The sequence below is a fragment of the Phenylobacterium sp. genome (assembly GCF_035944335.1).
Taxonomy (GTDB): Bacteria; Pseudomonadota; Alphaproteobacteria; order Caulobacterales; family Caulobacteraceae; genus Phenylobacterium.
In genome coordinates this window covers 1-23,315 of record NZ_DASZBG010000085.1, presented here as the reverse complement: position 1 = coordinate 23,315, position 23,315 = coordinate 1, and the positions used below count along the sequence as shown (strand labels likewise).

The 23,315-nt window shown below is 70.1% G+C and carries 28 protein-coding genes; 12 read left to right on the top strand and 16 right to left on the bottom strand.

Going from position 1 to position 23,315, the window contains the following annotated elements; all coding sequences use genetic code 11:
* Position 1: 1 nt before the first annotated feature.
* Positions 2-202: a sulfur carrier protein ThiS gene (gene thiS / locus VGT80_RS14080; protein ID WP_327456835.1), complete on the bottom strand. Its 201-nt coding sequence runs from the start codon at positions 200-202 to the stop codon at positions 2-4.
* A gap of 65 nt (positions 203-267) precedes the next feature.
* Here thiS and aroQ point away from each other — a divergent pair, with 65 nt between their 5' ends.
* The 4 genes from aroQ to aat are packed head-to-tail and all read left to right on the top strand — an operon-like array spanning position 268 to position 3,244.
* Complete coding sequence (gene aroQ, locus VGT80_RS14075; RefSeq protein WP_327456833.1) at positions 268-705, top strand: type II 3-dehydroquinate dehydratase; 438 nt, start codon at positions 268-270, stop codon at positions 703-705.
* 28 nt (positions 706-733) lie between these two features.
* Positions 734-1,219: an acetyl-CoA carboxylase biotin carboxyl carrier protein gene (gene accB, locus VGT80_RS14070; RefSeq protein WP_327456831.1), complete on the top strand. Its 486-nt coding sequence runs from the start codon at positions 734-736 to the stop codon at positions 1,217-1,219.
* A 5-nt stretch (positions 1,220-1,224) separates the two neighbouring features.
* Complete coding sequence (gene accC, locus VGT80_RS14065) at positions 1,225-2,580, top strand: acetyl-CoA carboxylase biotin carboxylase subunit (RefSeq protein ID WP_327456829.1); 1,356 nt, start codon at positions 1,225-1,227, stop codon at positions 2,578-2,580.
* 10 nt (positions 2,581-2,590) lie between these two features.
* Positions 2,591-3,244: a leucyl/phenylalanyl-tRNA--protein transferase gene (aat, locus tag VGT80_RS14060; RefSeq protein ID WP_327456827.1), complete on the top strand. Its 654-nt coding sequence runs from the start codon at positions 2,591-2,593 to the stop codon at positions 3,242-3,244.
* On the opposite strand, the gene VGT80_RS14055 is transcribed toward aat, so the two are convergent.
* Together VGT80_RS14055 and VGT80_RS14050 are read right to left on the bottom strand one after the other, a co-directional pair.
* Positions 3,178-3,825: a DUF2155 domain-containing protein gene (locus VGT80_RS14055; RefSeq protein ID WP_327456825.1), complete on the bottom strand. Its 648-nt coding sequence runs from the start codon at positions 3,823-3,825 to the stop codon at positions 3,178-3,180. The two genes, aat and VGT80_RS14055, sit on opposite strands and share 67 nt — an antisense overlap.
* Positions 3,826-3,836: 11 nt before the next feature.
* Positions 3,837-4,238, bottom strand: a complete 402-nt coding sequence (locus tag VGT80_RS14050; RefSeq protein ID WP_327456998.1) for an NADH:ubiquinone oxidoreductase subunit NDUFA12 — start codon at positions 4,236-4,238, stop codon at positions 3,837-3,839.
* 177 nt (positions 4,239-4,415) lie between these two features.
* Here VGT80_RS14050 and VGT80_RS14045 point away from each other — a divergent pair, with 177 nt between their 5' ends.
* Both VGT80_RS14045 and VGT80_RS14040 read left to right on the top strand, forming a co-directional pair.
* The gene (locus VGT80_RS14045; RefSeq protein WP_327456823.1) at positions 4,416-6,890 is read left to right on the top strand and encodes a ribonucleotide reductase; all 2,475 of its coding nucleotides are present in this window, start codon (positions 4,416-4,418) and stop codon (positions 6,888-6,890) included.
* Between the two features lie 86 nt (positions 6,891-6,976).
* Positions 6,977-7,864, top strand: coding sequence for a pentapeptide repeat-containing protein (locus VGT80_RS14040; protein ID WP_327456821.1), 888 nt, complete (start codon positions 6,977-6,979; stop codon positions 7,862-7,864).
* Here VGT80_RS14040 and aspS read toward each other — a convergent pair.
* Together aspS and VGT80_RS14030 are read right to left on the bottom strand one after the other, a co-directional pair.
* On the bottom strand, positions 7,854-9,632 hold the full coding sequence (gene aspS, locus VGT80_RS14035) for an aspartate--tRNA ligase (RefSeq protein WP_327456819.1): 1,779 nt from the start codon (positions 9,630-9,632) through the stop codon (positions 7,854-7,856). The genes VGT80_RS14040 and aspS overlap by 11 nt on opposite strands.
* A 121-nt stretch (positions 9,633-9,753) precedes the next feature.
* Positions 9,754-11,103: a serine hydrolase domain-containing protein gene (locus tag VGT80_RS14030; RefSeq protein WP_327456817.1), complete on the bottom strand. Its 1,350-nt coding sequence runs from the start codon at positions 11,101-11,103 to the stop codon at positions 9,754-9,756.
* Positions 11,104-11,214: 111 nt separating this feature from the next.
* Between VGT80_RS14030 and VGT80_RS14025 the strand changes: the two genes are divergently transcribed.
* Positions 11,215-11,706, top strand: coding sequence for a flavodoxin family protein (locus VGT80_RS14025; protein ID WP_327456815.1), 492 nt, complete (start codon positions 11,215-11,217; stop codon positions 11,704-11,706).
* A 6-nt stretch (positions 11,707-11,712) separates the two neighbouring features.
* Here the strand turns inward: VGT80_RS14025 and VGT80_RS14020 are convergent, their stop codons facing one another.
* The 6 genes from VGT80_RS14020 to VGT80_RS13995 all read right to left on the bottom strand — a co-directional run bounded on the left by VGT80_RS14020 (position 11,713) and on the right by VGT80_RS13995 (position 14,387).
* Positions 11,713-12,576, bottom strand: coding sequence for a hypothetical protein (locus VGT80_RS14020; RefSeq protein ID WP_327456813.1), 864 nt, complete (start codon positions 12,574-12,576; stop codon positions 11,713-11,715).
* A gap of 65 nt (positions 12,577-12,641) precedes the next feature.
* Positions 12,642-12,833 carry a hypothetical protein gene (locus tag VGT80_RS14015; protein WP_327456811.1) on the bottom strand — a complete coding sequence of 64 codons (192 nt, stop codon included), beginning with the start codon at positions 12,831-12,833 and terminating at the stop codon, positions 12,642-12,644.
* 14 nt (positions 12,834-12,847) lie between these two features.
* Positions 12,848-12,985 carry a hypothetical protein gene (locus tag VGT80_RS14010; RefSeq protein ID WP_327456809.1) on the bottom strand — a complete coding sequence of 46 codons (138 nt, stop codon included), beginning with the start codon at positions 12,983-12,985 and terminating at the stop codon, positions 12,848-12,850.
* Positions 12,982-13,167 (bottom strand): hypothetical protein, encoded by a 186-nt coding sequence (locus tag VGT80_RS14005; RefSeq protein WP_327456807.1) that lies wholly within the window; start codon positions 13,165-13,167, stop codon positions 12,982-12,984. Before VGT80_RS14005 ends, VGT80_RS14010 begins: the two co-directional genes overlap by 4 nt.
* A 119-nt stretch (positions 13,168-13,286) precedes the next feature.
* Positions 13,287-13,703 carry a hypothetical protein gene (locus VGT80_RS14000; protein WP_327456805.1) on the bottom strand — a complete coding sequence of 139 codons (417 nt, stop codon included), beginning with the start codon at positions 13,701-13,703 and terminating at the stop codon, positions 13,287-13,289.
* A gap of 45 nt (positions 13,704-13,748) precedes the next feature.
* Positions 13,749-14,387, bottom strand: coding sequence for a hypothetical protein (locus tag VGT80_RS13995; protein WP_327456803.1), 639 nt, complete (start codon positions 14,385-14,387; stop codon positions 13,749-13,751).
* 269 nt (positions 14,388-14,656) lie between these two features.
* On the opposite strand from VGT80_RS13995, the gene VGT80_RS13990 reads away from it, so the two are divergent.
* The 4 genes from VGT80_RS13990 to VGT80_RS13975 all read left to right on the top strand — a co-directional run bounded on the left by VGT80_RS13990 (position 14,657) and on the right by VGT80_RS13975 (position 17,281).
* Positions 14,657-15,538, top strand: a complete 882-nt coding sequence (locus tag VGT80_RS13990; protein WP_327456801.1) for a TauD/TfdA family dioxygenase — start codon at positions 14,657-14,659, stop codon at positions 15,536-15,538.
* A gap of 50 nt (positions 15,539-15,588) precedes the next feature.
* Positions 15,589-16,221 (top strand): tetratricopeptide repeat protein, encoded by a 633-nt coding sequence (locus VGT80_RS13985; protein ID WP_327456799.1) that lies wholly within the window; start codon positions 15,589-15,591, stop codon positions 16,219-16,221.
* On the top strand, positions 16,181-16,384 hold the full coding sequence (locus VGT80_RS13980) for a TauD/TfdA family dioxygenase (protein ID WP_327456797.1): 204 nt from the start codon (positions 16,181-16,183) through the stop codon (positions 16,382-16,384). The genes VGT80_RS13985 and VGT80_RS13980 overlap by 41 nt, the downstream gene beginning before the upstream one ends.
* A gap of 198 nt (positions 16,385-16,582) precedes the next feature.
* Complete coding sequence (locus VGT80_RS13975) at positions 16,583-17,281, top strand: hypothetical protein (RefSeq protein WP_327456795.1); 699 nt, start codon at positions 16,583-16,585, stop codon at positions 17,279-17,281.
* A gap of 58 nt (positions 17,282-17,339) precedes the next feature.
* On the opposite strand, the gene VGT80_RS13970 is transcribed toward VGT80_RS13975, so the two are convergent.
* Both VGT80_RS13970 and VGT80_RS13965 read right to left on the bottom strand, forming a co-directional pair.
* Positions 17,340-17,723, bottom strand: coding sequence for a lysozyme inhibitor LprI family protein (locus tag VGT80_RS13970; RefSeq protein ID WP_327456793.1), 384 nt, complete (start codon positions 17,721-17,723; stop codon positions 17,340-17,342).
* Positions 17,720-18,652, bottom strand: a complete 933-nt coding sequence (locus VGT80_RS13965) for an SPFH domain-containing protein (RefSeq protein WP_327456791.1) — start codon at positions 18,650-18,652, stop codon at positions 17,720-17,722. Before VGT80_RS13965 ends, VGT80_RS13970 begins: the two co-directional genes overlap by 4 nt.
* An 891-nt stretch (positions 18,653-19,543) precedes the next feature.
* Between VGT80_RS13965 and VGT80_RS13960 the strand changes: the two genes are divergently transcribed.
* The gene (locus tag VGT80_RS13960) at positions 19,544-20,503 is read left to right on the top strand and encodes a hypothetical protein (RefSeq protein WP_327456789.1); all 960 of its coding nucleotides are present in this window, start codon (positions 19,544-19,546) and stop codon (positions 20,501-20,503) included.
* Between the two features lie 152 nt (positions 20,504-20,655).
* Here the strand turns inward: VGT80_RS13960 and VGT80_RS13955 are convergent, their stop codons facing one another.
* From VGT80_RS13955 to VGT80_RS13945, 3 genes are all read right to left on the bottom strand, one after another.
* Complete coding sequence (locus VGT80_RS13955) at positions 20,656-20,958, bottom strand: hypothetical protein (RefSeq protein ID WP_327456787.1); 303 nt, start codon at positions 20,956-20,958, stop codon at positions 20,656-20,658.
* A 97-nt stretch (positions 20,959-21,055) separates the two neighbouring features.
* Positions 21,056-21,535 (bottom strand): transcription elongation factor GreA, encoded by a 480-nt coding sequence (greA, locus tag VGT80_RS13950; protein ID WP_327456785.1) that lies wholly within the window; start codon positions 21,533-21,535, stop codon positions 21,056-21,058.
* 109 nt (positions 21,536-21,644) lie between these two features.
* Positions 21,645-23,315, bottom strand: a 1,671-nt coding sequence (locus tag VGT80_RS13945; protein ID WP_327456783.1) for a DNA gyrase subunit A, incomplete at its 5' end; no start/stop codon positions are given.

Genomic DNA, 23,315 nt, shown 5'->3' with positions numbered 1-23,315 from the left:
CTCAGCCGCCTCCGATGAAGTGCACGATCTCGATCCGGTCCCCCTCGGCGAGCGCGGTGCGACCATAGGCCGAGCGCGGCACGATCTCCAGATTGCGCTCGACGGCCACCTTGCGCCCATCGAGGCCTAACGCGGCGACCAGCGCGGCCACGTCGGCGACGCCGTCGAGGCGGCGGGGCTCTCCATTGACGGTCAGGTTCATGAACGCTTGCTTGTGACCCTTAGCCTCGACCGTTACAAGACGCCCGGAATCGACGGCGGAGCCGAATGCCGAAACCGATCTATGTGCTTAGCGGTCCCAACCTCAACCTGCTGGGAACCCGCGAGCCGGAGATTTATGGCCATCAGACCCTCGAGGACGTGCGCAAGCTCTGCGAAGCTCGCGCCGCGTCGCTGGGGTTCGAGGTCGTGTTTCGGCAATCCAACCATGAGGGCGAGCTGATCGACTGGATCCAGGAGGCGCGCGACAAGGCCTCAGCGCTCGTGATCAATCCGGCCGGCTACGGCCATAGCTCCGTCGCGATCCTGGACGCCCTCAGGGCGGTGGGCGTGCCCGTGGTGGAGTGCCACCTGACGAACCCGGCGGCGCGCGAGGCGTTCCGCCGCAACACCTTTGTGTCCCTGGCGGCGACGGGAGTCGTGTCCGGCTTCGGCGCCGCGAGCTATGAACTGGCTGTCGAGGCCGCTGCGGGCCTCGCCCGTTAGCCTCACCAGAAACGAGGATTTGATTTCCATGGCTAGCAGTCCCAAGGCTCCCGCCGATCCGATCGACGCGCGCCTGGTGCGCAAACTGGCCGACATTCTCACCGACACCGGCCTGTCGGAGATCGAGGTGGAGCACGGCGGGCTGAAGATCCGCGTGGCCAAGCAGCTGACCGCCGCGGCCGTGCACTATGCCGCGCCTGCGCCGGCGCCTGCCGCCGCGCCTCCGGCGGCTGCGGCCGCCTCGGCGCCTGCCGCCGCGGAGCCGGCCATCACCCGCTCGGGCGACGTCGTGAAGTCGCCGATGGTCGGCACGGTCTATATGCAGCCCTCCCCCGAGGCGCCGGCCTTCATCAAGGTGGGCGACACAGTGACCGCCGGCCAGACCCTGATGATCATCGAGGCCATGAAGACCATGAACCCGATCCCGGCGCCCAAGGGCGGCAAGATCGTGGAGATCGTGGTGGAGGACGCCCAGCCCGTGGAGTTCGGCGAGCCGCTCGTCGTGATCGAGTAGCCGCCATGTTCGAGAAGATCCTGATCGCCAACCGGGGCGAGATCGCGCTGCGAATCCACCGCGCCTGCAAGGAAATGGGCATCGCCACCGTCGCCGTGCACTCCGAGGCCGACACCGGCTCCATGTGGGTGAGGCTGGCCGACGAAAGCGTCTGCATCGGCCCGCCACCGGCCGCCAAGAGCTACCTGAACATCCCCTCGATCATCGCCGCTGCGGAGATCACCGGGGCTCAGGCGATCCACCCAGGCTACGGATTCCTTTCGGAAAACGCGCGTTTCGCCGAGATCGTCGGCGCCCACGGCTTCACCTTCATCGGGCCCAAGCCCGAGCACATCAAGATGATGGGCGACAAGATCACAGCCAAGCAGGCGGTGATGGAGGCCGGCATCCCCGTGGTGCCGGGTTCGGCCGGGGCGGTGACCACCGAGGCGGAGGCGTTCGCGGCGGCGAAGACGATCGGCTTCCCGGTCCTGATCAAGGCCGCGGCCGGGGGCGGCGGGCGTGGCATGAAGGTCGCCCAGACCGAAGACGACCTGGCCGAGGCGGTCGCCACCGCGCGGGCGGAAGCCAAGGCGGCGTTCGGCGACGACGCGGTCTATATGGAGCGCTACCTGCAGACGCCGCGCCACATCGAGCTGCAGGTGATCGCCGACAGCTACGGCAATGTGGTCCACCTGGGCGAACGCGACTGCTCATTGCAGCGCCGCCACCAGAAGGTGCTCGAAGAAGCGCCCTCTCCGGTCATCGACGCGGCGACGCGGGCCAAGATCGGCAAGGTGGTGGTCGACGCCATCAAGGCCATCGGCTACCTCGGCGTCGGCACCATCGAGTTCCTCTACGAGAACGGTGAGTTCTTCTTCATCGAGATGAACACCCGCCTGCAGGTGGAGCATCCGGTCACCGAGGCGATCACCGACATCGACCTGGTGCGCGAACAGATCCGCATCGCCGCGGGCGAGCCGCTGTCCTTCCGCCAGGAGGACATCGTCTTCGAGGGCCACGCCATCGAGTGCCGGATCAATGCGGAGAACCCGCGGACCTTCGCGCCCTCGCCCGGGCTGGTCACCGATTTCCACGCGCCGGGCGGGCTGGGCGTGCGCCTCGATTCGGCGCTCTACGCCGGCTACACGATACCGCCCTACTACGACAGCCTGGTGGGCAAGCTGATCGTCCATGGCCGCGACCGCCAGGAATGCATCGCCCGCCTCTGCCGCTGTCTGTCGGAGATCGTGGTGGCCGGCATCGACACCAACATTCCGCTGTTCCAGGAGCTGATGGCCAACCCGGACATCATCCGCGGCGACTACAACATCCACTGGCTCGAGAACTGGATCAAATCCCAGGCCCCGCCCGCGGTGTAGGCTCCGGCGCATGGAGACCTTCTCCGCCCGCGATCTCCTGGCCTGCTATGCGCGGGGCGTCTTCCCCATGGCCGACGCGCGGGAGGACGCCCGCGTCTTCCTGATCGATCCGGAGCGGCGGGGCGTGATCCCGCTGGAGCATTTCCACGTCTCGGCGCGGCTGGCGCGCACGGTGCGCGGCGATCCCTTCGAGGTGCGCGTGGACACCGCCTTTCACCAGGTGGTGCTGGCCTGCGCGGAGCCCTCGCCAGGGCGGGCCGAGACCTGGATCAACCGGCCCATCGAGGGGCTCTACCTGCAGCTCCACGAGATGGGTTTCGCGCACAGCGTGGAGTGCTGGCGCGACGGCGCGCTGGCGGGCGGGCTCTACGGCGTGGCGCTGAAGGGCGCCTTCTTCGGGGAGAGCATGTTCTCGCGCGCCCGGGACGCCTCGAAGGTCGCCCTGACCCAGCTCGTGGCGCGCCTGATCGCCGGCGGCTACCGCCTGCTCGACGCCCAGTTCATGACCGATCACCTGGCCCAGTTCGGCGCGGTCGAGATCGGCCGGCGCGAATACCAAGACCGACTCGGACGGGCGCTGGCCGTCGACGCCGATTTTCAGTGCGCGGGGGCCGCGCCCGGCAGCGGCGCCGAGGCCCTGCAGGTGATCAGCCAGGCGTCGTAGACCGGGTGCTCCAGCGGGTTGAGGCTGGGCGAGGAGGCGTACATCCAGCCCTTGAACGCCTGTTTCGGCGGCAGCACCGGGCGGCCGGGCTCGGCGCGCGGCTGGGACAGCACCTCGACATAGGCCGCGGCGTCCTCCGTGGGCTCGTCAGGGGCGGAGTGCTCACAGGCCCGCACCGTGAAGATCAGCGTCTTGTAGCGCACCGGCCGGCCGACCGCGGCCTCGAACCGCAGGGTCTCGGCGGTGACCTTGTCGAGCGCCTGGATGACCGCGATGTCGTAGCGGGGTCGGCGTTGCGGGACATCGGGCGCCTTGGTCTGGGCGGTCTCGGCGTGCTCGGGCGGCGCCGGGGCGACGTCCTTGTCGGTGATCGACGGCACGACCACCGGCTGCGGGGTCGCCACATTGACTGGCGGCGCCTCCTCGGCGGCGGGCGCGGGCGCGGGGGCTGCCGTGGGGGCGGGCGGCGCTTGCGGCGGCGCGGGCTGGGCGGCGACCGCGCCGGCCAGGGCCAGGCCGCTCACCGCAGCCAGCCAGAGGCCGCGCTTCAGGGCCAGGGTGCGAGAAAAGCGGCGGGACATGGGCTCAAGCCTTACTTCGGCGTCCAGGCCTCGTAGTCGCCGGTGGCGGGCTGGCGCTCGCCCCCGCGGGCGATCGAGCCCCTCGGCTTGTAGGCGTAGATGGTGCCCGAGAGGTTCGGCAGGTGGTCCTTCTCCCACGACCGGCGCAGCAGCGGCTCCACGGTCGGCGGTTCGACGAAGGTGTGGTGCAGCCAGCCGTGCCAGTCCGGCGAGACCTTGGAGGCCTCGGCGTAGCCGTTGAAGATCACCCAGCGGCGCTTGCGGCCGTCATAGCTGTCGCGGGTGTCCTTGGCCTCGTAGTAGCGGTTGCCGGTTTCGTCCTGGCCGATGAACACGCCGCGCCGCGCGATCGTGAAACGTATGCCGGTGGTGGCGCCGTTCCACCAGGTGAAGAGGGTCTTCAGGAGGCTGATCACTGAGGCTCGCTGAGGTTCGGATGAGGCCGGTTCGCGGGCGGACTATAGGCGGGGCCCCGGGGAGCGTCCAGCGCCGCCCGACAGCAAGATGTTGGGGATGAACCAAGCTGCGACCGCAACATCTATTGCTCGGTGAGCTCAGCGCCGCCTAACCTCGGACAAGGGAGTCGGTTCATGGGCGGTGAAGCGCGCAAGACCGCGATCGAGGGACGCATCCTGGAGCTCGCCGATCGGCTGATCGAGGTCGAGGCTCCGGCGCACTGGACGTGCGCCCAGGTGGAAGCCTGGATCGACTGGTCGGGCGGGGCGAGCGATCTCGCAGCCGCGATCGCCGACCATGTGGAAGAGCTCACCGCCCGGGCCCAGGCCAAAGGCCTCCTCAAGGACGTCCGCGCCCGCACCCGATTCCGCGACAGCCTGATCGAGGCGCTGCTGAGCGGCGCGATCGCCTTCGCCCAGGGCCCACGGACGCCGGCGGCCAGGGTGCTGGGCGCCGAGGATCCGGCGCTGCCCGCCGCGCTCGAGACGGCTTGCGCGGCCTCGCGGGGCCGTCAGGCCGCGCGCCTGGCGTCGGCGGAACTGGCGCGGCGGATGCAGGCGGTGATGGACGCTGTGCTGCGCTGCGAGGGCGACGCGGAGGCCTGCGCCGACCCGCGGCAGAATGTCAGCCTGGCGCGCGCGGCAGAGGCGGCGCGCACCGTCGGGGCGACCGACCCCCTGATCCTGGAGGCCATCGCGCTGGCCCGCGCCGGCGACGACGCCTGGACCGCCGCCGAGCCGCCGGCCGCGCCGATGCTGGAGCTGGTGGTCGGCGGCGCGCCCGCCGACCTGGCCGGGCTTGCGAAAGCCGCCTGGGCGACGGGGGCGGTGGCGCTCGCGCCCAGCCTCGAGGTCGCCGAGGCGATCGCGGCGCCCGAACCGGCGCTGCGGGCCGGCGTGAACCTGATGGCCTTCTGGTCGGGCGACGCCTTCGACGTGGCGGCCTTCGAGGCCGCCGTCGAGCTGGCGGCGCGCGCGCTGCTGGCGCTGGACGACGGCGCGGTCCTGATTGGCCTGGCCGGGCTCGGCGACTGGCTGGTGAGCCACGGGCTCGATTACGCCGGCGACGCGGCGCGCGAGACGGCGCACGAACTCTATCGCACCGCCGCCGAGGCCGCCGCGCGGGCGGGCGACCTGCTCGGCGGCATGGCCATCTTCGCCGATCCGGAGCTGGCGCTGCGGCTAGGCGCCGCCGATTTCGGCGCGCGAGCCTGGCCGGGACCCACGGCCCGAGCGGAGGCGGCGGACGGGGAACTGCTGCGCGTCGTCTCGCCGGCCGCCCAGCGCGGCCTCGACGCGGTCGGCGCCGACCGCCAGGCGGCGCACCGCCGGCTGCTGGGCCACGGCGACCTCGCTGACGCCCCGGGCGTCGGCCGCGCCGCCCTGATCGGCCGCGGCTTCACCGACCACGAGGTGGCCGCCATTGAGGCCGCCCTGCCCTTCGTGAGCCGCCTTTCCGAGGCGTTCCGGCCGCAGGTGATCGGCGACGGCTTCGTGCGCGACGTGCTGGGGGCCTCGGCCGCCCAGCTCGCGGACCCCGACCTCGACGTCCTGGCGCTCGCCGGGTTCGCCCGGGCCGACGTCGCCGTCGCCGAGGCGTATGCGCTCGGCCACGCCAGCCTGGCCGACGCGCCGTTCCTGACGCCGGAGCAGCAGCAGGTGTTCCGGACCGAAGCCGAGGTCGGCGCGACGGCGCAGCTGGCCATGCTGGAGGCGATCGCCCCAGCCCTGGCGATCCCGCCGATGGCGGAGATCCGGCTGCCCTGGCGCGCCTCCCACGCGGAGATCGAGATGCTGCTGGCCATCGCCCCGGTATCGGTGCTCGTGACGCGCGAAGCCGCCGGAGCCGAGGTCGTCCTCGACCTGCCCGCCATGACCGAGCCCCGTTCGGTTCGCGAGGCGGCGCCGGAGCCCGAAGAGCGGATCGTCGAGCGGGTGGTCGAGCGCGAGCGCAGCCGCCGCAAGCTGCCGGATCGCCGCAAGGGCTATATCCAGAAGGCCACGGTGGGCGGCCACAAGGTCTATCTGCACACCGGCGAATACGACGACGGCGAACTCGGCGAGGTGTTCCTCGACATGCACAAGGAAGGCGCCGCCTTCCGCTCGCTGATGAACAATTTCGCCATCGCGGTCTCGATCGGCCTGCAGTACGGCGTGCCGCTGGACGAGTTCGTGGACGCCTTCGTGTTCACCCGCTTCGAACCGGCCGGTCCGGTCACCGGCAACGACACGGTGAAATCGGCGACCTCGATCCTCGACTACATCTTCCGCGAACTCGGCATCTCCTACCTGGGCCGCCACGACCTCGCGAGCGCCGATCCGGGCGAGCTGAACGCCGATGGCCTGGGTCACGGAAAGAGCGGCCCGCCATCGACGGTGGAGCCGCAGCCGGCGTCGCGGTTCATCTCCCGCGGATTCTCGCGCGGAGCCGCGCCGGACAACCTGGTGTTCCTGCCCGTCGCCAGTCGCCCGGCGGGGGCCGGCGCCCTCGACGCAGCGGACGTCTGCGCGGCCTGCGGCGACGTGGCGGTGGTGCGCAAGGGCGCGGCGCTGATCTGCGAGACCTGCGGCGCGCGTGCGGGCCGCCTGGGCGAAGATCAGGGCGGCTAATCCCCAACGATTACCGCGAATTAAGTGGCGTGTTCGCGCCCCGCGGGGCAAAGGGACAATGAAATCCGGAGATCAACTCCCGTCCCATGCGCCGAGCGACCCACACCCTGCTGGCCCTGATCGCCCTCGCCGCGGCCGCGCCGGCCGTGGCCCATGCGGGCGACAAGGAAGTCCCCAAGGTGACCACCTTCGGCGGCTCCTGCCCCCGGTGCGAGCTGTCCGGCCGCCGGCTGCGCGGCGCCCACTTCATGGCCGCCGACTTTACCGGCGCTTCGTTCGTGGGCTCGGACCTGCGCGAGGCGCACTTCCTGGCGTCGCGCTTCAATGACGCCAATCTCACCCGCGCCGACCTGACGGACTCGCAGATCCTGGGCGCCAACTTCACCGGCGCGAACCTGTCGAACGCCAAGCTGCGCGACACCCAGGCCAGCGGCAGCATCTTCTCCGAGGCCAACCTCGCCGGCGCCGACCTCAGCGATTCAGCCGCCCAGGGATCGAACTTCAACGAGGCCACCCTGACCAACGCCGTCTTCCGCTCGGCGGACCTGACCGCGGCCAACATGACGCGGGTGATCGCCCGCGGCGCCGATTTCCGCGACGCCACCCTGCGCGGCGCCGTGCTGGCCTGGGGCCGCTTCGAGAAGGCCTCGTTCCGCGACGCGGTGCTCGACGCCGCGGTGCTGATGGGCGGCAATTTCGAGGGCGCCGACTTCCATGACGCCAGCATGCGCCGCAGCCAGATCGGCGGCGCCGACCTGTCGCACGCCCGCGGCCTGACGCAGGATCAGCTGGACGAGGCCTGCGGCGACAGCCGCACGCGCCTGCCATCGGGCCTGAGCGTCAAGGGCTGCGCCGGCGTGCACATCTCGATCCACGGGCGGACGATCGTGATCCCGACGCCGCCCATCCCGCCCGCCGTGCCGGCGGTTCCCGCGCCGCCGCGCTACCTGATCGAGATCCGCTCTAACCCTTGATCGGCGGGTTGAGCCGGATATGCAGCTCTTTCAGCTGCTTGTCCGAAACTTCTGAGGGCGCGTTCATCATCAGGTCTTCGCCCTGCTGGTTCAGCGGGAAGGCAATCACCTCGCGGATGGCGGTCTCGCCGGCCAGCAGCATGACGATGCGGTCGATACCGGGCGCGAGCCCGCCGTGCGGCGGCGCGCCGTGGCGGAAGGCGTTGAGCATGCCGCCGAACTGCGCCTCGACCACGTTGGGGCCATAGCCGGCGATCTCGAACGCCTTGAGCATGATGTCCGGCAGGTGGTTCCGGATCGCCCCGGAGCACAGCTCGTAGCCGTTGCAGACGATGTCGTACTGGTAGGCGAGGATGTCCAAGGGGTCCTTGGCGGTCAGCGCCTCCAGCTCGCCCTGCGGCATGGAGAAGGGGTTGTGCGAGAAGTCCACGCGGTGGGTCTCCTCGTTCATCTCGAACATCGGGAAGTCGACGATCCAGACGAATTCGAAGCGATCCTCGTCCACGAGCTTCAGGTCGGTCCCGACCTTGGTGCGCGCGGCGCCTGCGAACTTGTGGAACACCTTGGGGTCCCCGGCCACGAAGAAGGCGGCGTCGCCCTGCCCCATGCCGATCTGGCCCATCAGGGCTTCGGTGGCCTCGGGCCCCAGGTTCTTGGCGATCGGCCCGCCCCAGCCGCCCTGGTCCTCGCTCCAGAAGATGTAGCCGAGGCCCGGCTGGCCCTCGCCCTGCGCCCAGCTGTTCATGCGGTCGCAGAAGGCCCTCGAGCCCCCCTTCGGCGCGGGAATGGCCCAGACCGCGTTCTTCGCGTCCTCCAGGATGCGGGCGAAGAGGCCGAAGCCGCCGCCGCGGAAGCGCTCGGAGACATCCTGCATGACGATCGGGTTGCGCAGGTCCGGCTTGTCGGTGCCGTACTTGGCGATCGCCTCGCGGTAGGGGACGCGCGGGAAGGGATAGGCGGTCACCGGCTTGCCGCCCGCGAACTCCTCGAAGACGCCGTGCATGACCGGCTCGATGGCCGCGAACACGTCCTCCTGGGTGACGAAGCTCATCTCCACGTCGAGCTGGTAGAACTCGAGGGAGCGGTCGGCGCGCATGTCCTCGTCGCGGAAGCACGGCGCGATCTGGAAGTAGCGATCGAAGCCCGAGACCATCAGCAGCTGCTTGAACTGCTGCGGCGCCTGCGGCAGGGCGTAGAACTTGGTCGGGTGGAGGCGCGAGGGGACCAGGAAGTCGCGCGCGCCTTCCGGCGACGAGGCGGTCAGGATCGGGGTCTGGAACTCCAGGAACCCCTGCTCGATCATCCGGCGGCGGATCGACTGGATCACCTGGCTGCGCAGCACGATGTTGCGGTGCAGGGTCTCGCGCCGCAGGTCGAGGTGGCGGTTCTTCAGCCGGATGTCTTCCGGATAGTCCGGCTCGCCGAACACCGGCAGCGGCAGCTCGGCGGCGGCCGACAGCACGGCCAGGTCAGCCACCCGCACCTCGACCTCGCCGGTCGGCAGGTTGGGGTTCACGGTCTCGGGCGAGCGGGCCACCACCTCGCCGTCCACGCGGATGACGCTTTCGGCGCGCAGGTGCTCGACCGTCGCGAAGCCCGGCGAGCCGGGGTGCAGCACCAGCTGGGTCAGGCCATAGTGGTCGCGCAGGTCGACGAAGATCAGTCCGCCGTGATCCCGCTTGCGATGGATCCAGCCGGAAAGCCGGACCGTCTTGCCGGTGTCGGCGGCGCGAAGCGCGCCGCAGGTATGGGTGCGGTAGGCGTGCATTTCTTCCGGGAAAACAGGTGATTTACGAGGCGCGGAAGGGCGCACGCAGGGAGCGGAAAGTCAAGCAATGCGGCGTCATCCCCCGGTCAGCGGCAAGCTGATCTGGGGGATGACGGCCTGGTTATTTCTCCGGGTGCAGCAGGGCCTGGTAGGTGAGCGTGCGGGCCATGGTCCCGAGGTCGTCGCCGCCGCTGCCGCCCAGCCGCTGGATCATGCCCACCATGAACATGTCGTTGGTGGGATCGATCCAGAACCAGGTGCCGGCCGCGCCGCCCCAGCTCATGGTGTTCTTGCCCTCCAGCGAGCCGGCGGCGCGCGGGTCCTTGTCCACCTGGAAGTCGAGGCCGAAGCCCACCGCCTCGTTGAAGCGCACGACGCTGGTGCCGTTGGAGTTCACCAGCACGTTGTGCGGGATCACGTTGGTGTCCATCAGCTCGATCGAGGCCGGCGAGAGGATGCGCACGCCGTCGAGAATGCCGCCGTTCAGCATCATCTGGCAGAAGCGGGCGTAGTCGCTGGTGGTGGAGACCATGCCGCCGCCGCCGGATTCCCACACCGGCGGCCTGGTGTAGTCGGGCGGCGTGTTGCCGAAGAGGTCGTCGGCCACGACCATCTGGTGGGTCTTCTGATCGGTCGCATAGAGGGCGGCCAGCCGGTTCGCCTTGGCGGCCCCGGTGTAGAAGCCGGTGTCGTTCATCTTCAGCGGCGCGAACACCCGGTCGTGCAGGAACTTGCCGAACGGCTCGCCCGAGAGCTTCTCGACGATGTAGCCCTGGATATCGACGGCGGAGGAATAGGACCAGTCGGTCCCCGGCTGGTACATCAGGGGAATGCCCGCCGTGCGCTCGATCATGTCGTGCATGCTGGTCGCCGAGAGCACCTTCTTCTCACGATAGAGCTTGTCGACCGGGTGCTTGTCGCCCAGGCCGTACCCGAAGCCCGCGGTATGGCTCATGATCTCGCGCATGGTCGGCGGGCGCTTCATGTCCTCGACGGCGGTGATCTTGCCGTCCTTGTCGGCGCTGACCATCACCTTGAGGTTCTTGAACTCCGGCACGTAGCGGGTGACCGGGTCGTCGAGGCGCCACTTGCCCTCCTCGAAGAGGATCATCATGGCCACGCCGGTGAGCGGCTTGGACATGGAGTAGATGCGGAAGATCTCGTCCTTCGGCATGGCCTGGCCGGTGGCGAGGCTCGTCTTCCCGTAGGTCTTGAACTCCACCACCTTGCCGTGGCGGGCGAGAAGCGTGGTCATGCCGGCGACGCGGCCGCTGGCGACCACGCCGGCCATGTAGTCGTCGAGGCGCTTCAGGCGGGCGCTGTCGAAGCCCACGGCCTCGGGCGTGGCGGTCTGCGACAGGTCGCGGGCGGAGGCGGCCGCGGCGTGGGCGGCGGGCGCAGCCTGGGCCGCGGGCGCGGTGACGAGCGAGACGGCCGCGATGGCCGCCAGGAAGCTGGCGCGATGGGTCATTCGATATCCCCCCAAGTCGTTGGGCGAAGCTTGCCTCGCCGCCCCTAGGGCAAGCAAGCCCGGGTGCGTTTCAGCGGTGCAATGGGGGGCGCAATGCTAGAGGTTGGGGCCATGAAGACCCTGCTGATCGTCTGGCATTCGCGGACCGGGGCGGCGCGGCGGATGGCGCAGGCCGCGGTCGCCGGCGCCGCGAGCGAGCGCGAGGTGGCGGTGCGGCTGCGGCCGGCGCAGGAGGCCGACGCGGCCGACCTGCTGGCCGCCGACGGCTACCTGTTCGCCTGTCCCGAGAACCTGGCCTCCATGTCCGGGGAGATGAAGGCCTTCTTCGACCGCACCTACTACCCCTGCCTGGAGCGGCTGAACGGGCGGCCCTACGCGGCCATGATCGCGGCCGGCAGCGACGGGACGGGGGCCGCCCGGCAGCTGGCGCGCATCGCTGCGGGCTGGCGGCTGAAGGCCATCGCCGAGCCGCTGATCGTCGGCACCCAGGCCCAGACGCCCGAGGCGATCCTGGCGGCCAAGACCCTCACCGAGGCGCAGCTCGCGCCCTGCACGGAGCTGGGCGCGGCGCTGGCCTCGGGATTGGCGCTGGGCGTGTTCTAGGACGCCCTAGCGGCGGTCGTCGGAGTCTCCGCGCCGATCGTCGTCGTCACGCCGCTCGGTGCGCTGGTGCGCGCGATGCTTGACCTTGTGGCGCTTGGTGTGGCCGGGCGCGTAGGGCGCGGCGGCGTTCGGGTTGGGCTGGGCCACCGCGGCCGTGTTGGCCGCCGCGCCGGTCGGCGCGCGCGCGGCCGGAGCCGTGGCGACGCCCCTCGAGGTGGCGGGAGCCTGAGCCGGGGCCGGGGCCTGGGCCTGGGCCTGGGCTTGAGCCGGAGCCGGAGCCGGAGCCGGAGCCTGGGCCTGGGCCTGGGCCGGAGCCTGGGCGGGCGCCGCAGGAGCCGGGGCCGCGGCGGGAGCCGGCGCAGCGCCGGTCCCGGCCGGGGCCGCGGGCGGGGCGGCGGAGGCGACACGCGCCGGGGCGGTGTTGGCGCCGGAAGAGTTGGCGCTGGTCCCCGAAGCGCCGCCCGCCGCGGTGCCGGCCGAGGCCGTGCCGCGCGAGGCGGTCTGCGAGGACTGGGCGCCGCCGCCCACCGAGCCGCCAGCCGCCATCTGCTGCTGCACCGCCTGGGTCAGTTCCTGCGGCGCGGACTTGGCCGTGCAGTTGGCCTGGCCGCCGGTGGAGACCGACAGCACGTTGACCGACACGCCGCAGACATTGGCCGCCAGGTTGATCGGGATCTGGGCGGTGATGGGCACGTTGGCGCGGTCGATGTTGAGGTTGACCGCCAGGTTGTTGAGCACGTTGCGCAGGTCCACCGTCACCAGGCTCGGGATGCTCGGCAGTCGCGAGGTGCTGGGCGCGCTCGGCGTCTGGGCCGCCGCCGCGGTCGCGGAGATCGCGAGCGCAGCGGCGAGCGCGATAGTCTTCGTCATAGGATCGTCTCCCTCAGTTTTCCCCACTGCCTAACTCTGGCGTGGCGGGAAAAGTTCTGAGGCGATCAGGCCTGGCGAAGCTGGTGCACGCAGGCGCGCAGCAGGGCGACGCGGGCCGGCGGGTTGGCGCTGTCCCTGAGCTCGGCGAGCGCGCCCTCGAGGGGCTCGCCACGGTGGCGGACGCCCAGCTTCCAGACCTCGGCGCGGACCTCCGCGGCGCTGGGAGCGAGCGATGAGAACCAGTCGAAGAGGCCCATGGCGGCGGCGCCCCCTAGGCCGGACGGCCGCGGGTGCTGCGGATGTCGTTGAGGATGGTGCGGCGCAGCTGCGGCGACGGCCCGGCGCAGGAGCGCGGATCGGTCAGGTCGCGGCGCACCGGCTGCTGTTCGCGCGGGTTGTAGCTGGTCATGGGACGGGCTCTTTCGGATCGAGGACGAGGGGCGGATCGGGGACGAAGGGCTCCCGCGCGCGACGGCGCGAGGACAGGGCGAGCAGGCCGGCGACCAGCAGCACCGGCACGATGACCGAGGCGACGCCGACATATTGCATGAGGATCGGCACGCTGACGCGTCCGTGGGGTCGCGACGCCATGCCGGGTCCGATCGACCGCTTCGCTGGCGGCACTCGCCCGACGGCGCACGGCTGGAGATATAGGCCTTCCGAGGGGCAATAGCGAGGCGCGTCACCGCGCCGTCGGCGATTACCGCGGCCTAGCGCGAGCCTTGGCGGCCCGCCGACGCCAGCGCGCCGCCGTCGCGGCCGCGCACCAGCTGCACGCGGATCGGCTCGCCGGTGACGGCCTTGGCGGTCCAGCTGTCGCCCGACGGCATGGGGGTGCAGAAGCTGAACGGCGAGGGGAACGGCCGCGACTGGCGCAGGCACATCCGCTCGCCCTGCTGGCGCCAGTGGCCGCTGGAGCGGTCGCCGCGCCGGCCCTCGGCGGTGTAGTCGCCCGAGGCCTGCAGCCACAGCCGCGCGGTGCGGCCGTCGGGATAGGTGGAGATGATGGTCCCGCCAAAGGCGTCGGACAGCGACACCGAGGCCGCCGCCGGGTGGACGGCGAGCAGGATCAACGGCGCGCCCAGCAGGGCGGCCGCGTGGTTGGCAAGAGACGTCTTCGTACGCATGACCATGGCGCGGATAACGCGCGGAGGCGCCGAACGTGCCGCCGGTCAGGAGGAGTCGGGCCAGGTTCCGGCCCAGGGCGAGGCGGCGATTCCACCCGCCTCATCCGCCGCGCGCCCGCAGGGGGATGCGGGGGAGCCAGGCCGAGACTCAGGACTGGAAGCGCCGCTTGGGTCCCCCGGATCGGGCGCATCGCCCGACCGGGGGATGACGGCGGCGGGCTCGTCCGGCCCGGCCTCGCCATCCGGCTTCAGCCCCAGGTCGCCGCGCAGTCGCTCGATCTGGTCGTCGAGCGCCGTGGCCAGGAAGTCCTCGGCCAGGGCGTCCTCGTTCAGCAGTTCGTCCAGGTGCTCGACCAAGGCGTCGGCCTCGTCGCCCTCATGCTCGCGCCAGACCAGCCGCTCGACCACCGACTTGACCTGGGCCTTGCGTCGCCCGACCGCCTTTTCGATGCGCGCCTCGGCAGCCGCCAGCTCCTCGCGCAGCAGCCGGCTGCGCAGCCGCTCGAGCTGCGCCTCCAGCGCCAGGGTCTGGCGCAGCGAGCGGGTGATGCGGTGGAAACACAGGACGGCCGCCCGCTCCTCCTCCGCTGTCTCGGCGGCCATGGCCCGCGCATGCACCTTGCGCGTCAGTACAAGGCCAAGCTCGGCGAGCTCAGCCAGGGCGAGCGCGTGCCGCTCAGCCATGGGGGCGGGGTCGACCATGAACAAAAGTAGAACATATGGGCGGCGTGGAGTCAAATTTTTTGGCCGCCGCCCTATCTCATCCGACCGTCATGGCCGGCTTGTCCCGGCCACCCATAGACACCGAGGCGGCCGGGAAGGCGCGGCGCCGACGCCGTCCTCTCGGAACCGCCTGCGTTTATGGGTCCCCGGCACAAGGCCGGGGATGACGGACCTGGAGAGGTCGGCGCCCCCCGGTTGCCAAGCGGGCCGTGCGGCGCGAGCTTGGCGCCATGGCGAGCGCCCTGCCCTTCGAGATCGAGGAATTACCCGCGAGCTTTGGCGCGGTGGTCACCGGGCTGCGGCTGGCCGAGCTGGACGACGCCGGGTTCGCCGCGCTCCACGCCGCCTGGCTGGACCACGCGCTCTTGATCTTCCCGGGCCAGCACCTGAGCCGGGAGGACCAGATCGCCTTCGCCCGGCGCATCGGGCCGCTGGAGTTCGAGCTGGCGCCGATCTCCAACGTCCGCTCCGACGGCACGCTGCGCCCCGACGATGCGTCCGACGACGTGGTCAAGATCCTCAAGGGCAACATGGGCTGGCACCAGGATTCCACCTACATGCCGGTGCAGGCCAAGGGGGCGGTGTTCACCTGCCAGGTGGCGGCGCGGCCAAGCAAGTTTGGGGGCGGCGAGACCGGCTTCGCCGACATGCGCGCAGCCTATGACGCCCTGGACGAGGGCGTGCGGGCGCGGGTGGCGGGCCTCTCCGCCCACCACAGCCTGGCCTACAGCCAGGCCAAGCTCGGCCACGCGCACCAGGCGGGCAGCGCCTATTCCGGCTATGGCTTCGACGTCGGCGAGGCGCCGCTCAGGCCGCTCGTGAAGACCCACCCGGAGACCGGGCGCAAGACGCTGGCCATCGGGCGCCACGCCTACGGCATTCCGGGGATGGACGCGGCGGAGAGCGAGCGGCTGCTGGCCGAGCTGGTCGAGGCCGCCTGCCAGCCGCCGCGCGTCTGGCATCACCGCTGGACGGCCGGCGACGCGGTGCTGTGGGACAACCGCTGCCTGCTGCACCGGGCCATGCCGTGGGACATGTGCGAGCCGCGGGTGATGTGGCACTCGCGGGTGGCGGGGGATGTGGGGACGGAGGGGGTGCTCGCGCAGGGGTAGATCAAAGCCCACAGCTGTCGCAGAATGACCGGATGCGAGGGGGAAACGGCATGTATTGGCGGCTGCGGGTTTTCGCCGTTCTCGTTGCGGTCACGCTGACGGTTGGCGATGCCGCTGCGGAACAACGAGGGCGATTTCACCAGAGCGTGTCCGACTACGAGGCGAGGCGACGCCTTATGAATAAGGACTACGAGGGCGCAATCCGCGAAGCCAACCAGGCGCTGAAGGAACATCCCGGCGACCCGCTGGCGCTCACAAACCGCGGCTTCGCATACCTTGAGCTGGGCGACTACAAGCACGCCGTCGAGGATCACGATGCCGTCCTGCTGGTCGCTCCAGATAATCCCGGGGCGCTGGGCAACGCGTGCTTCTCCCGTGCCGTCGCCAATATCGAGCTCGATCGGGCGAAGACCTATTGCGATGCGGCGGTAGGCAGGCGCGCTGACCTTGCTACCCTGGATTCGCGTGGCTTCCTGAATCTGCGCCGCGCGGACTACGCCGCTGCCCTGGCGGATTACGACGCTGCGCTCTCCTATTCCCGCGTGGCGAGCCCCCTCTACGGGCGCGGCATCGCAAAGATCCGCCTCGGCAGGATCGACGAGGGCAAGGCCGACCTAGCGGCAGCGCTGAAGCGACAACCAGATGTCGCGGGCAACTACAGCCGGCGTGGGATCGAACCCTAGTTGGCTGGCGCTGCGCATCTGGAAGCACCGCTGGACGGCCGGCGACGCGGTGCTCTGGGACAACCGCTGCCTGCTGCACCGGGCCATGCCGTGGGACATGAGCGACCCGCGGGTGATGTGGCACTCGCGGGTGGCGGGGGATGTGGCGACGGAGGGGGTGTGAGGGGGCGGCTACAAACTACATGCACATCGCCGTGATGGTCCGACCACGTGACTAGAACTTCCCCGAACTCATCAACCGCGCCCGCTGTCGGCTCAAGGCACTGGAGCCGGTGCGATCGTTGATCCTCCGGTCGATTCGAATTTCGATTGCCAGTTATGGGAGTGCTCTGTTTACCTACAGAAAATCGACGGGGGACTTATGTCGAAGATCATAGGAATAACTCTGTTGGCAGCCAGCGTAGCCGCCTGTGCCAGCACCCAGGCGATCTCTCCACGCTCCGACATTATTGATCGGCCCACCCTGAACTCCGTGGCTGAGGCGGAACTGGGCGACACCATTGTGGAGAAGGGCAAGCTGACCACTTACGACGCGCTGCTTCTCAAGAACCAGCTTGAATGGGGCGATGGCGTGATCCTGAAAAAGTTCGTGATCCCGCCCGGAAAACTAAGGGCTCAAGAGCGAGACGCAAACTTCATCTACTATTATTCAAGCAGAATGACTTCTCATGACGCGCTGCTTGGGACTTTTCCCTATCCCGGCGGTCTGTGCGCGAAGGAAGGCGATACGACGATTGTGAAAGGCTTCATTCGGCCCGGTGTCTGCACAATGAACATGACGCCCAAACCCATCGTCGAACATACGCGAGTGACCGACGTCGACACCCCCGGCTTCAGGCAGGAGTTGATCTACAACGGCCGCTCCGGCGACACGATCAAGTTCCTCTACCGCGAATTCGCCGGCGATCTCGCGAGGCCGCCCTTTTCCCAGGATGTCCAATACGACCTGAAGGATAGCAAGATTATCGGGTTTAAGGGTGTGCGAGTGGAAGTGCTGGACGCGACCAACACGCACCTTTCCTATCGGGTGCTTTCGACCTTTCCAACTACAGCGCAGTAGTCTGCCCCTCCCAAAGTATCGCTAGGGCGGGGCGCGACAATGCGGTTCAGCTGGATGCCTAATCGGCCTTGAGCTGATCGACGCGCACGGACAGGGATTTGCGCAGGCAGTCGACATCGCCGCCGCATTGGGCGTTGCGGCGGCGAATCCAGGCGCGTTGCTCGGCGCGGAGGCCGGGGCGGGCTTTCACCAGCGGCGCGTAGAGATCGCCCATCTTGGCGTCGAGGGCGGCGAGATCGGGGTTGCCGCAGATGGCGACAGCCGCCGGCACCGTGGCCTTGCCGCACGAGAATGACGGTTGAGGCGCCCGCGCCGTCATGGCCAACGCCGTGGACGGATGCAGCAACTTCGGCGCCTGCAAGGCGATCAGCCCCGCGCCCACCAACACGGCGAATCCGGTCGGAATCCACATACTGATGCGGCCGGAAACCTCTCCCGTCATGACGCGTCGGCCTTCGCCGGGCCCGGGGTCACATTGAGCGGCAACGGCCCCTTGCCCATGGCAGTGAGGACGCCGTTGACCAGACTACCGATGGTTCCGTCTAGGCCGGTGACCGACCACCGCCGAACCGGCGGCGAGGCGCGGTCCGGCAACAGCAGGAGGTTGCCCTCCTCCAGGGCGATGACCGGGTCGAGCCCTTGCTGGCGAAGCGCCGCGACGGTCTCCAGGACGCCCAGGCGAAGAATGTCGGCCGCCGCGCGCTCGGCGCGGGCGACCTCCGTCCGCGCGGCGGAGGTGGTGACGGTCTGGTCGAGGCCGAAGCTGGTGACCGCGACACTGCGGATATCCATGCCCCAGGGCTGGGTGTCGTTATCCAGCGGGTATTCCACCTCGCCGTTGGTGTTGAACTTAACCTTGCTGGCCTTGCCCGCGCAGCGGCGCTGGAGATATTCGCGGATCGTCACCTTCAGGGTCTCGGCCACGTCCATGTCGATCAGCCGGTCAATGCCCTGTTGGCCCACGCTATAGGCGCGGATGATCTCCCGGACCTCGGCCTCGAACGCGGCGCCTGGATCGGCGATGTCGCCCAGGTAGTAGAGCTGGCCGGGCTTCGGCGACCACTGGATGCTCACCGAGACCTTGGAGATGATCTTGTCGCGGGTGTGGATAGGCACCTCGGCCACGACCAGCGTCTGCTCGCGCATGTCGTAGACGTCCCCGACGGTCATCAGGCCGGGAAATATCCAGTGCAGGCCTTCGCCGAGTTCGGCGCCCTTCTGGCGTGCGCCCAGCCAGACCACGGTGGCGCGGTGCTTGACCGGCACCCGCGTGACGCCGGCGTTCCACAGGCCCGCCCAAAGGAAGGCGGCGATCACCGCGCCGACGCCAAAGCCGATCAGACTGTGCGCGAAGAGTAGGGCCAGAACCATCACGACCCCAGCGGCGACGCTGCAAACGACGACGCCCTTTCCCAAGCCCGGACTTCCGAGCAACCAGTCCTTCATGATCCCGTCCCCAACAGGTTACGGCCAAGCTTTTACCATTTCTTCAGAAAAGGGGAACTTCGGCCGCGAGACTGGGAATTGTCTCAGCCGTGGGTTGTCCTGAGACGAGGTCGCAGCGGCAGACTCGGTGCGGCGACAGCGCCCCCTTCCACCGCTTCGCGGTCCCCCTCCCGCCGCGCGGGGCGCGTGGGAGGTTAGCGCGGTTTGATAAACTTCAGGGCGTACTGGTCGGTCTGGCCCTTGAGGTCGAAGATGGGGCGGGTGTGGTCGTCCGAGGCGCGGGCGAGGAAGGTCCCCTGCGCGGTCGAAGGCGGCGGTCGACGGCCGAGCGCGGCTAGAGCTTGAGCGCGTGCGGGGGGCAGTCCATGTTCCTGAGGTGAAACTAGACCCGATAACCTTCGTACTGATCGCCATCGGCGCGGTGACCGGCTTCTTCCTTGGAGGAGGCATAGGGCACGAGGATATCGGGTTGGGAATTGGCGCCGGCCTAGGCGGCGGGCTCGGTAGATATCTGCAGATCCGTTCCGAGAAAACATCGCCGCCCGAATGAAGCTGCGCTGACGCCCCCCCACCGGCTTTCCCCCTCCACCACCCGCTCTTCGGCCCGGCGGGCGTCGGCGGGCGGTCCCCCCTCCCGCCGCGCGGGGCGCGGGGGAGGTAGCGGGCGGCCCTCGGTGCGGCGGCGGCGCGGTTTGAGTGGAAGCCCCCTCCGGCCCTTTGGGCCACCTCCCCCGGAGGGGGAGGAACTTGGGGGGCGGGGCGTTGACGCTCCGACGCTTCCACGTAACGCTGCCATCGCACGGGGGAGTGGGGCGGATGATTGGCAGGCGGGGGGTGTTGGGCTTTGGGCTGGCGGCGGTGGCGGCCGGGGCGGCGCGGGGCGCGTCCCGGGCGGGAGCTCGGCGCCCGGCCTACCCCAGGCGGGACCTGGAGGGGGTTTGGACCACCGCCAGCTATACCGACCTGGAGCGGCCGGCGGAGCTGAAGGGGCTGGTGCTGACGGAGGCGCAGGCGGCGGCCTATGAGGCGCCGCGGCGGGCGATGCATGGGCTGCTGCCCTCGAAGCCCGGCGAGGTGGGCCAGGCGGAGAACGAGTGGGTGGACCGCGGCGACGGGCTGGCGCGGGTGAAGGGGCAGATCCGCTCGTCCTGGATCATCGACCCGCCGGACGGGCGGATCCCCTATGACAAGGCCGGCCTGGCGCGCTGGCGCGCGGGCATCGTCTGGGCCGAGGAGAAGCTGGAGGACCCCGAGGACCTGAACGGGCCGGAGCGGTGCCTGGCCAACATGGCGACCGGTGCGCCCTTGGCCGTGGCGCCGGATTCCAACCTGCTGCAGATCCTGCAGACCCGCGATGACGTGGTGATCCTGACCGAGAAGTACCACGACGCGCGCATCGTGCGCCTGAGCGACACCTGGCGGCCCAGCCCCCTGCCCCGCTCGTGGCTGGGCGATTGCATCGGGCGCTGGGAGGGCGATGCGCTGGTGGTGGAGACCGAGGGGATGCACGCCGGCGTCACCGTGCGCGGCCTGCACTTCGCCGTCTCGGAGGCGACCAAGGTGGTGGAGCGGTTCACGCGCAGCGGCCCCGACGAGCTGTTCTATGAGTTCGCGGTGGAGGACCCGGTGATCTACACCGCGCGGTGGCGCGGCGAGATGGCCCTGAAGCGCAGCGACCAGCGATTGTTCGAATACGCCTGCCACGAGGGGAATTATTCCCTGCCCGGCATATTGGCCGGGGCGCGGCGCGGGGAACGGGAGGCGGCGGGGAAGTAGGCGCGGGCCGGGATGCTCCCCTCTTGGGGGAGCTGTCGCGAAGCGACTGAGGGGGCTTCCACTCAGAACGCGCAGCGGCGCGGTTTGAGCGGAAGCCCCCTCCGGTCCTTTGGACCACCTCCCCCAAAGAGGGGGAGGGTCGGGTCGCCCGCCTACTTCTGCTTGGCGGCGGCGGCGGCGGCGGCGTCGGCCTTGCGGTCGGCCTTGGCGACGGCGGCGCCGGTCTTGTCGGCGGCGGTGCTCATGGCGGCGCCCGTCTTGTCGGCGGCCGTGCTGACGGCCGCGCCGGTCTTGTCGGCGGCGGCGGCGGTGTTGTGGGCGGTGTCGCTGGCGGCCGAGGCGGTGGTGGTGGCGGCCGCATTGCCGGTGGCCGCGGCGCTGTCCTGGGTCTTCTGCGAGCAGGCGCCGAGCGCCAGGGCGGCGGCGGCGATGGCCGTGAGGGTCACGATGCGCATGGGGTTTCCGGTTCTCATCATAGGTTAAGGGACGCCGAACCTCGCCGTTCGCGCACGTCCTGTCCATTCAATTGCAGAGCTGAAATGCGGGGGCCGCTCAGCGGACGGCGGTGATCTCGACCGCGGCGCCGTTGACGCGGGCCTCGTCGCCCACCTGTTTGCCCAAGAGGGCCGCGGCGAGCGGGGAGACGTAGGAGACGCTGCCGTGGGCCGGATCGGCCTCGTCCTCGCCGGTGATGCGGAAGGCCTGGCGGCGGCCGTCCTGGCGCTCGAACTCCACGGTGCGGCCGAAGAGGACCTTGTCGGGATCCCCGGTGGGCTCGGTGAGCTGGGCGTTGGCGCGGCGCGCGGCCCAGTAGCGCAGGTCGCGGGTGGCGCGCGCCATGGCGGTGCGGTCCTGGGCGATGCCGCCGTGCTCCTGGGCCGCGGAATAGGCGGCGCGGGCGGCGGCGAGCTCGGCCTCGATGGCGGCCAGGCCGGTGGCGGTCACCAGGTTCGGATGCGGCGAGACGGGACGGTCCGGCAGGTTGGCGGCCTGGGACTCGTAGTCTTCCTCGCGGGTGAAGGCGACGGCCATGGGAGAGAGGTAGGGATTGGCGGGGCGCAGGGGAAGTGGGGGGTGCGCAGGGCTGTCATCCCGGTTTCGCGGCACGCGAAGACCGGGATGACAGCCCTGTGGGTGGCGGTTACCTGGGCCGAAACCGCTTGGTCGCGGGGAAGCCCTTCGGCGCGAGCTTGCCGGCGCTGGCCCGGCGGCCCAGCCAGTCGCGCCATTCGGGCCAGACGCGGGTGCGGCCCGACGCGTCGACGGTGGCCAGGCCCTCGTCGGCCTTCAGGGTCGTGGCGTCGCGCAAGGCCCCCTCGCGGTAGGACTGCAGCTTGACGCCCTTGCCGCGCGGCATCTCGGGGAGTTCGGCGGTCGGGAAGACCAGCAGCTTGCCGTTGTCGCCGATCACCGCCAGGTGGTCGGCCTCGCCCAGCGGCAGGGAGACCAGGGCCTGCTTGCCGTTCAGCACCTGCTTGCCGGCGCGGCGGAAGGCGATGGCCTCCTCCTCCGGCAGGATGAAGCCATACCCCTCACGAGACGCCAGCACTCGCTTCGCGCCGGGGCGATGGACGAACAGGTCGACGATGTCGACGCGGTCGTCGAGGTCGATCATCAGGCGCAGCGGCTCGCCGTGGCCCCGCGCGCCGGGCAGCTTGTCGGCGGCGAGCGTGAAGAAGCGGCCGTCGGAGGCGAAGATCAGCAGCTTGTCGGTGGTCTCGGCCGCCACCAGGAAGCTTAAGCCGTCGCCTTCCTTGAACTTCAGCTCCGAGGGGTCCTCGACCCGGCCCCTGGCGGCGCGGATCCAGCCGCGCTCGGAGAGGATGACGGTGATCGGCTCGCGCACGATCATGGCCTCGATGGCCGCCTCGGCGTCGACCTGCGGCGCCTCCGCGAAGATCGAGCGGCGGTCGTTGAGCTTGCCGAGCGCGGCCTTCACCTGGCGCAGGCCGGCGGCCACCAGCTTCCACTGGGCGCGGTCGGAGGCCAGCATGGCCTGGATGCCGTCGCGCTCTTCGCTGAGCTCGGCGTGCTCGCGGCGGATCTCCATCTCCTCCAGCCTGGCCAGCTGGCGCAGGCGGGTGTTGAGGATGGCGTCGGCCTGCAGCTCGGAGAGCGTGAAGGCCTCGATCAGCTTCTGCTTGGGCTCCTCCTCGTAGCGGACGATGCGGATCACCTCGTCGAGGTTGAGGTAGGCGATCATCAGCCCGTCGAGGATGTGCAGCCGGGCCTCGATCTTGGCCAGCCGGTGGCGGGCCCGGCGGACCAGCACCTCGCGGCGGTGGTCGAGGAAGGCGGTCAGCGCCTGGCGCAGGCCCACCACGCCCGGCGTGCCGCGCGCGTCGAGGACGTTGAGGTTGACGCTGAAGCGGGTTTCCAGGTCGGAGAGCTTGAACAGGCTCTCCATGAGCACCTCGGGCTCGACGTTGCGGCTCTTGGGCTCGAGGACCAGGCGCACGTCCTCGGCGCTCTCGTCGCGCACATCGCCCAGCAGGGGCGCGCGCTTGGCCTCGATCAGTTCGGCCAGCTGCTCGACCAGGTCGGCCTTCTTCACCTGATAGGGGATCTGGGTGACGACGATCTGATAGGTCCCCTTGCCGAGGTCCTCCTTGTCCCAGAGCGCCCGCAGCCGCACCCCGCCGCGGCCGGTCTCGTAGGTTTCCAGCAGAGAGGCGTGCGGCTCGACGATGACGCCGCCGGTCGGGAAGTCCGGGCCCCTCACGTGCGCCATCAGCTCGGCGGTGGTGGCGTCGCGGTTGTCGAGCAGGGTGAGGCAGGCCTCGATCAGCTCGCCGGCGTTGTGCGGCGGGAT

Coding starts and splice junctions, on each gene's coding strand:
- thiS (WP_327456835.1), bottom strand. CDS start 202: ATGAACCTGACCGTCAATGGAGAGCCCCGCCGCCTCGACGGCGTCGCC.
- aroQ (WP_327456833.1), top strand. CDS start 268: ATGCCGAAACCGATCTATGTGCTTAGCGGTCCCAACCTCAACCTGCTG.
- accB (WP_327456831.1), top strand. CDS start 734: ATGGCTAGCAGTCCCAAGGCTCCCGCCGATCCGATCGACGCGCGCCTG.
- accC (WP_327456829.1), top strand. CDS start 1,225: ATGTTCGAGAAGATCCTGATCGCCAACCGGGGCGAGATCGCGCTGCGA.
- aat (WP_327456827.1), top strand. CDS start 2,591: ATGGAGACCTTCTCCGCCCGCGATCTCCTGGCCTGCTATGCGCGGGGC.
- VGT80_RS14055 (WP_327456825.1), bottom strand. CDS start 3,825: ATGTCCCGCCGCTTTTCTCGCACCCTGGCCCTGAAGCGCGGCCTCTGG.
- VGT80_RS14045 (WP_327456823.1), top strand. CDS start 4,416: ATGGGCGGTGAAGCGCGCAAGACCGCGATCGAGGGACGCATCCTGGAG.
- VGT80_RS14040 (WP_327456821.1), top strand. CDS start 6,977: ATGCGCCGAGCGACCCACACCCTGCTGGCCCTGATCGCCCTCGCCGCG.
- aspS (WP_327456819.1), bottom strand. CDS start 9,632: ATGCACGCCTACCGCACCCATACCTGCGGCGCGCTTCGCGCCGCCGAC.
- VGT80_RS14030 (WP_327456817.1), bottom strand. CDS start 11,103: ATGACCCATCGCGCCAGCTTCCTGGCGGCCATCGCGGCCGTCTCGCTC.
- VGT80_RS14025 (WP_327456815.1), top strand. CDS start 11,215: ATGAAGACCCTGCTGATCGTCTGGCATTCGCGGACCGGGGCGGCGCGG.
- VGT80_RS14020 (WP_327456813.1), bottom strand. CDS start 12,576: ATGACGAAGACTATCGCGCTCGCCGCTGCGCTCGCGATCTCCGCGACC.
- VGT80_RS14015 (WP_327456811.1), bottom strand. CDS start 12,833: ATGGGCCTCTTCGACTGGTTCTCATCGCTCGCTCCCAGCGCCGCGGAG.
- VGT80_RS14010 (WP_327456809.1), bottom strand. CDS start 12,985: ATGACCAGCTACAACCCGCGCGAACAGCAGCCGGTGCGCCGCGACCTG.
- VGT80_RS14005 (WP_327456807.1), bottom strand. CDS start 13,167: ATGGCGTCGCGACCCCACGGACGCGTCAGCGTGCCGATCCTCATGCAA.
- VGT80_RS14000 (WP_327456805.1), bottom strand. CDS start 13,703: ATGCGTACGAAGACGTCTCTTGCCAACCACGCGGCCGCCCTGCTGGGC.
- VGT80_RS13995 (WP_327456803.1), bottom strand. CDS start 14,387: ATGGCTGAGCGGCACGCGCTCGCCCTGGCTGAGCTCGCCGAGCTTGGC.
- VGT80_RS13990 (WP_327456801.1), top strand. CDS start 14,657: ATGGCGAGCGCCCTGCCCTTCGAGATCGAGGAATTACCCGCGAGCTTT.
- VGT80_RS13985 (WP_327456799.1), top strand. CDS start 15,589: ATGTATTGGCGGCTGCGGGTTTTCGCCGTTCTCGTTGCGGTCACGCTG.
- VGT80_RS13980 (WP_327456797.1), top strand. CDS start 16,181: ATGTCGCGGGCAACTACAGCCGGCGTGGGATCGAACCCTAGTTGGCTG.
- VGT80_RS13975 (WP_327456795.1), top strand. CDS start 16,583: ATGTCGAAGATCATAGGAATAACTCTGTTGGCAGCCAGCGTAGCCGCC.
- VGT80_RS13970 (WP_327456793.1), bottom strand. CDS start 17,723: ATGACGGGAGAGGTTTCCGGCCGCATCAGTATGTGGATTCCGACCGGA.
- VGT80_RS13965 (WP_327456791.1), bottom strand. CDS start 18,652: ATGGTTCTGGCCCTACTCTTCGCGCACAGTCTGATCGGCTTTGGCGTC.
- VGT80_RS13960 (WP_327456789.1), top strand. CDS start 19,544: ATGATTGGCAGGCGGGGGGTGTTGGGCTTTGGGCTGGCGGCGGTGGCG.
- VGT80_RS13955 (WP_327456787.1), bottom strand. CDS start 20,958: ATGCGCATCGTGACCCTCACGGCCATCGCCGCCGCCGCCCTGGCGCTC.
- greA (WP_327456785.1), bottom strand. CDS start 21,535: ATGGCCGTCGCCTTCACCCGCGAGGAAGACTACGAGTCCCAGGCCGCC.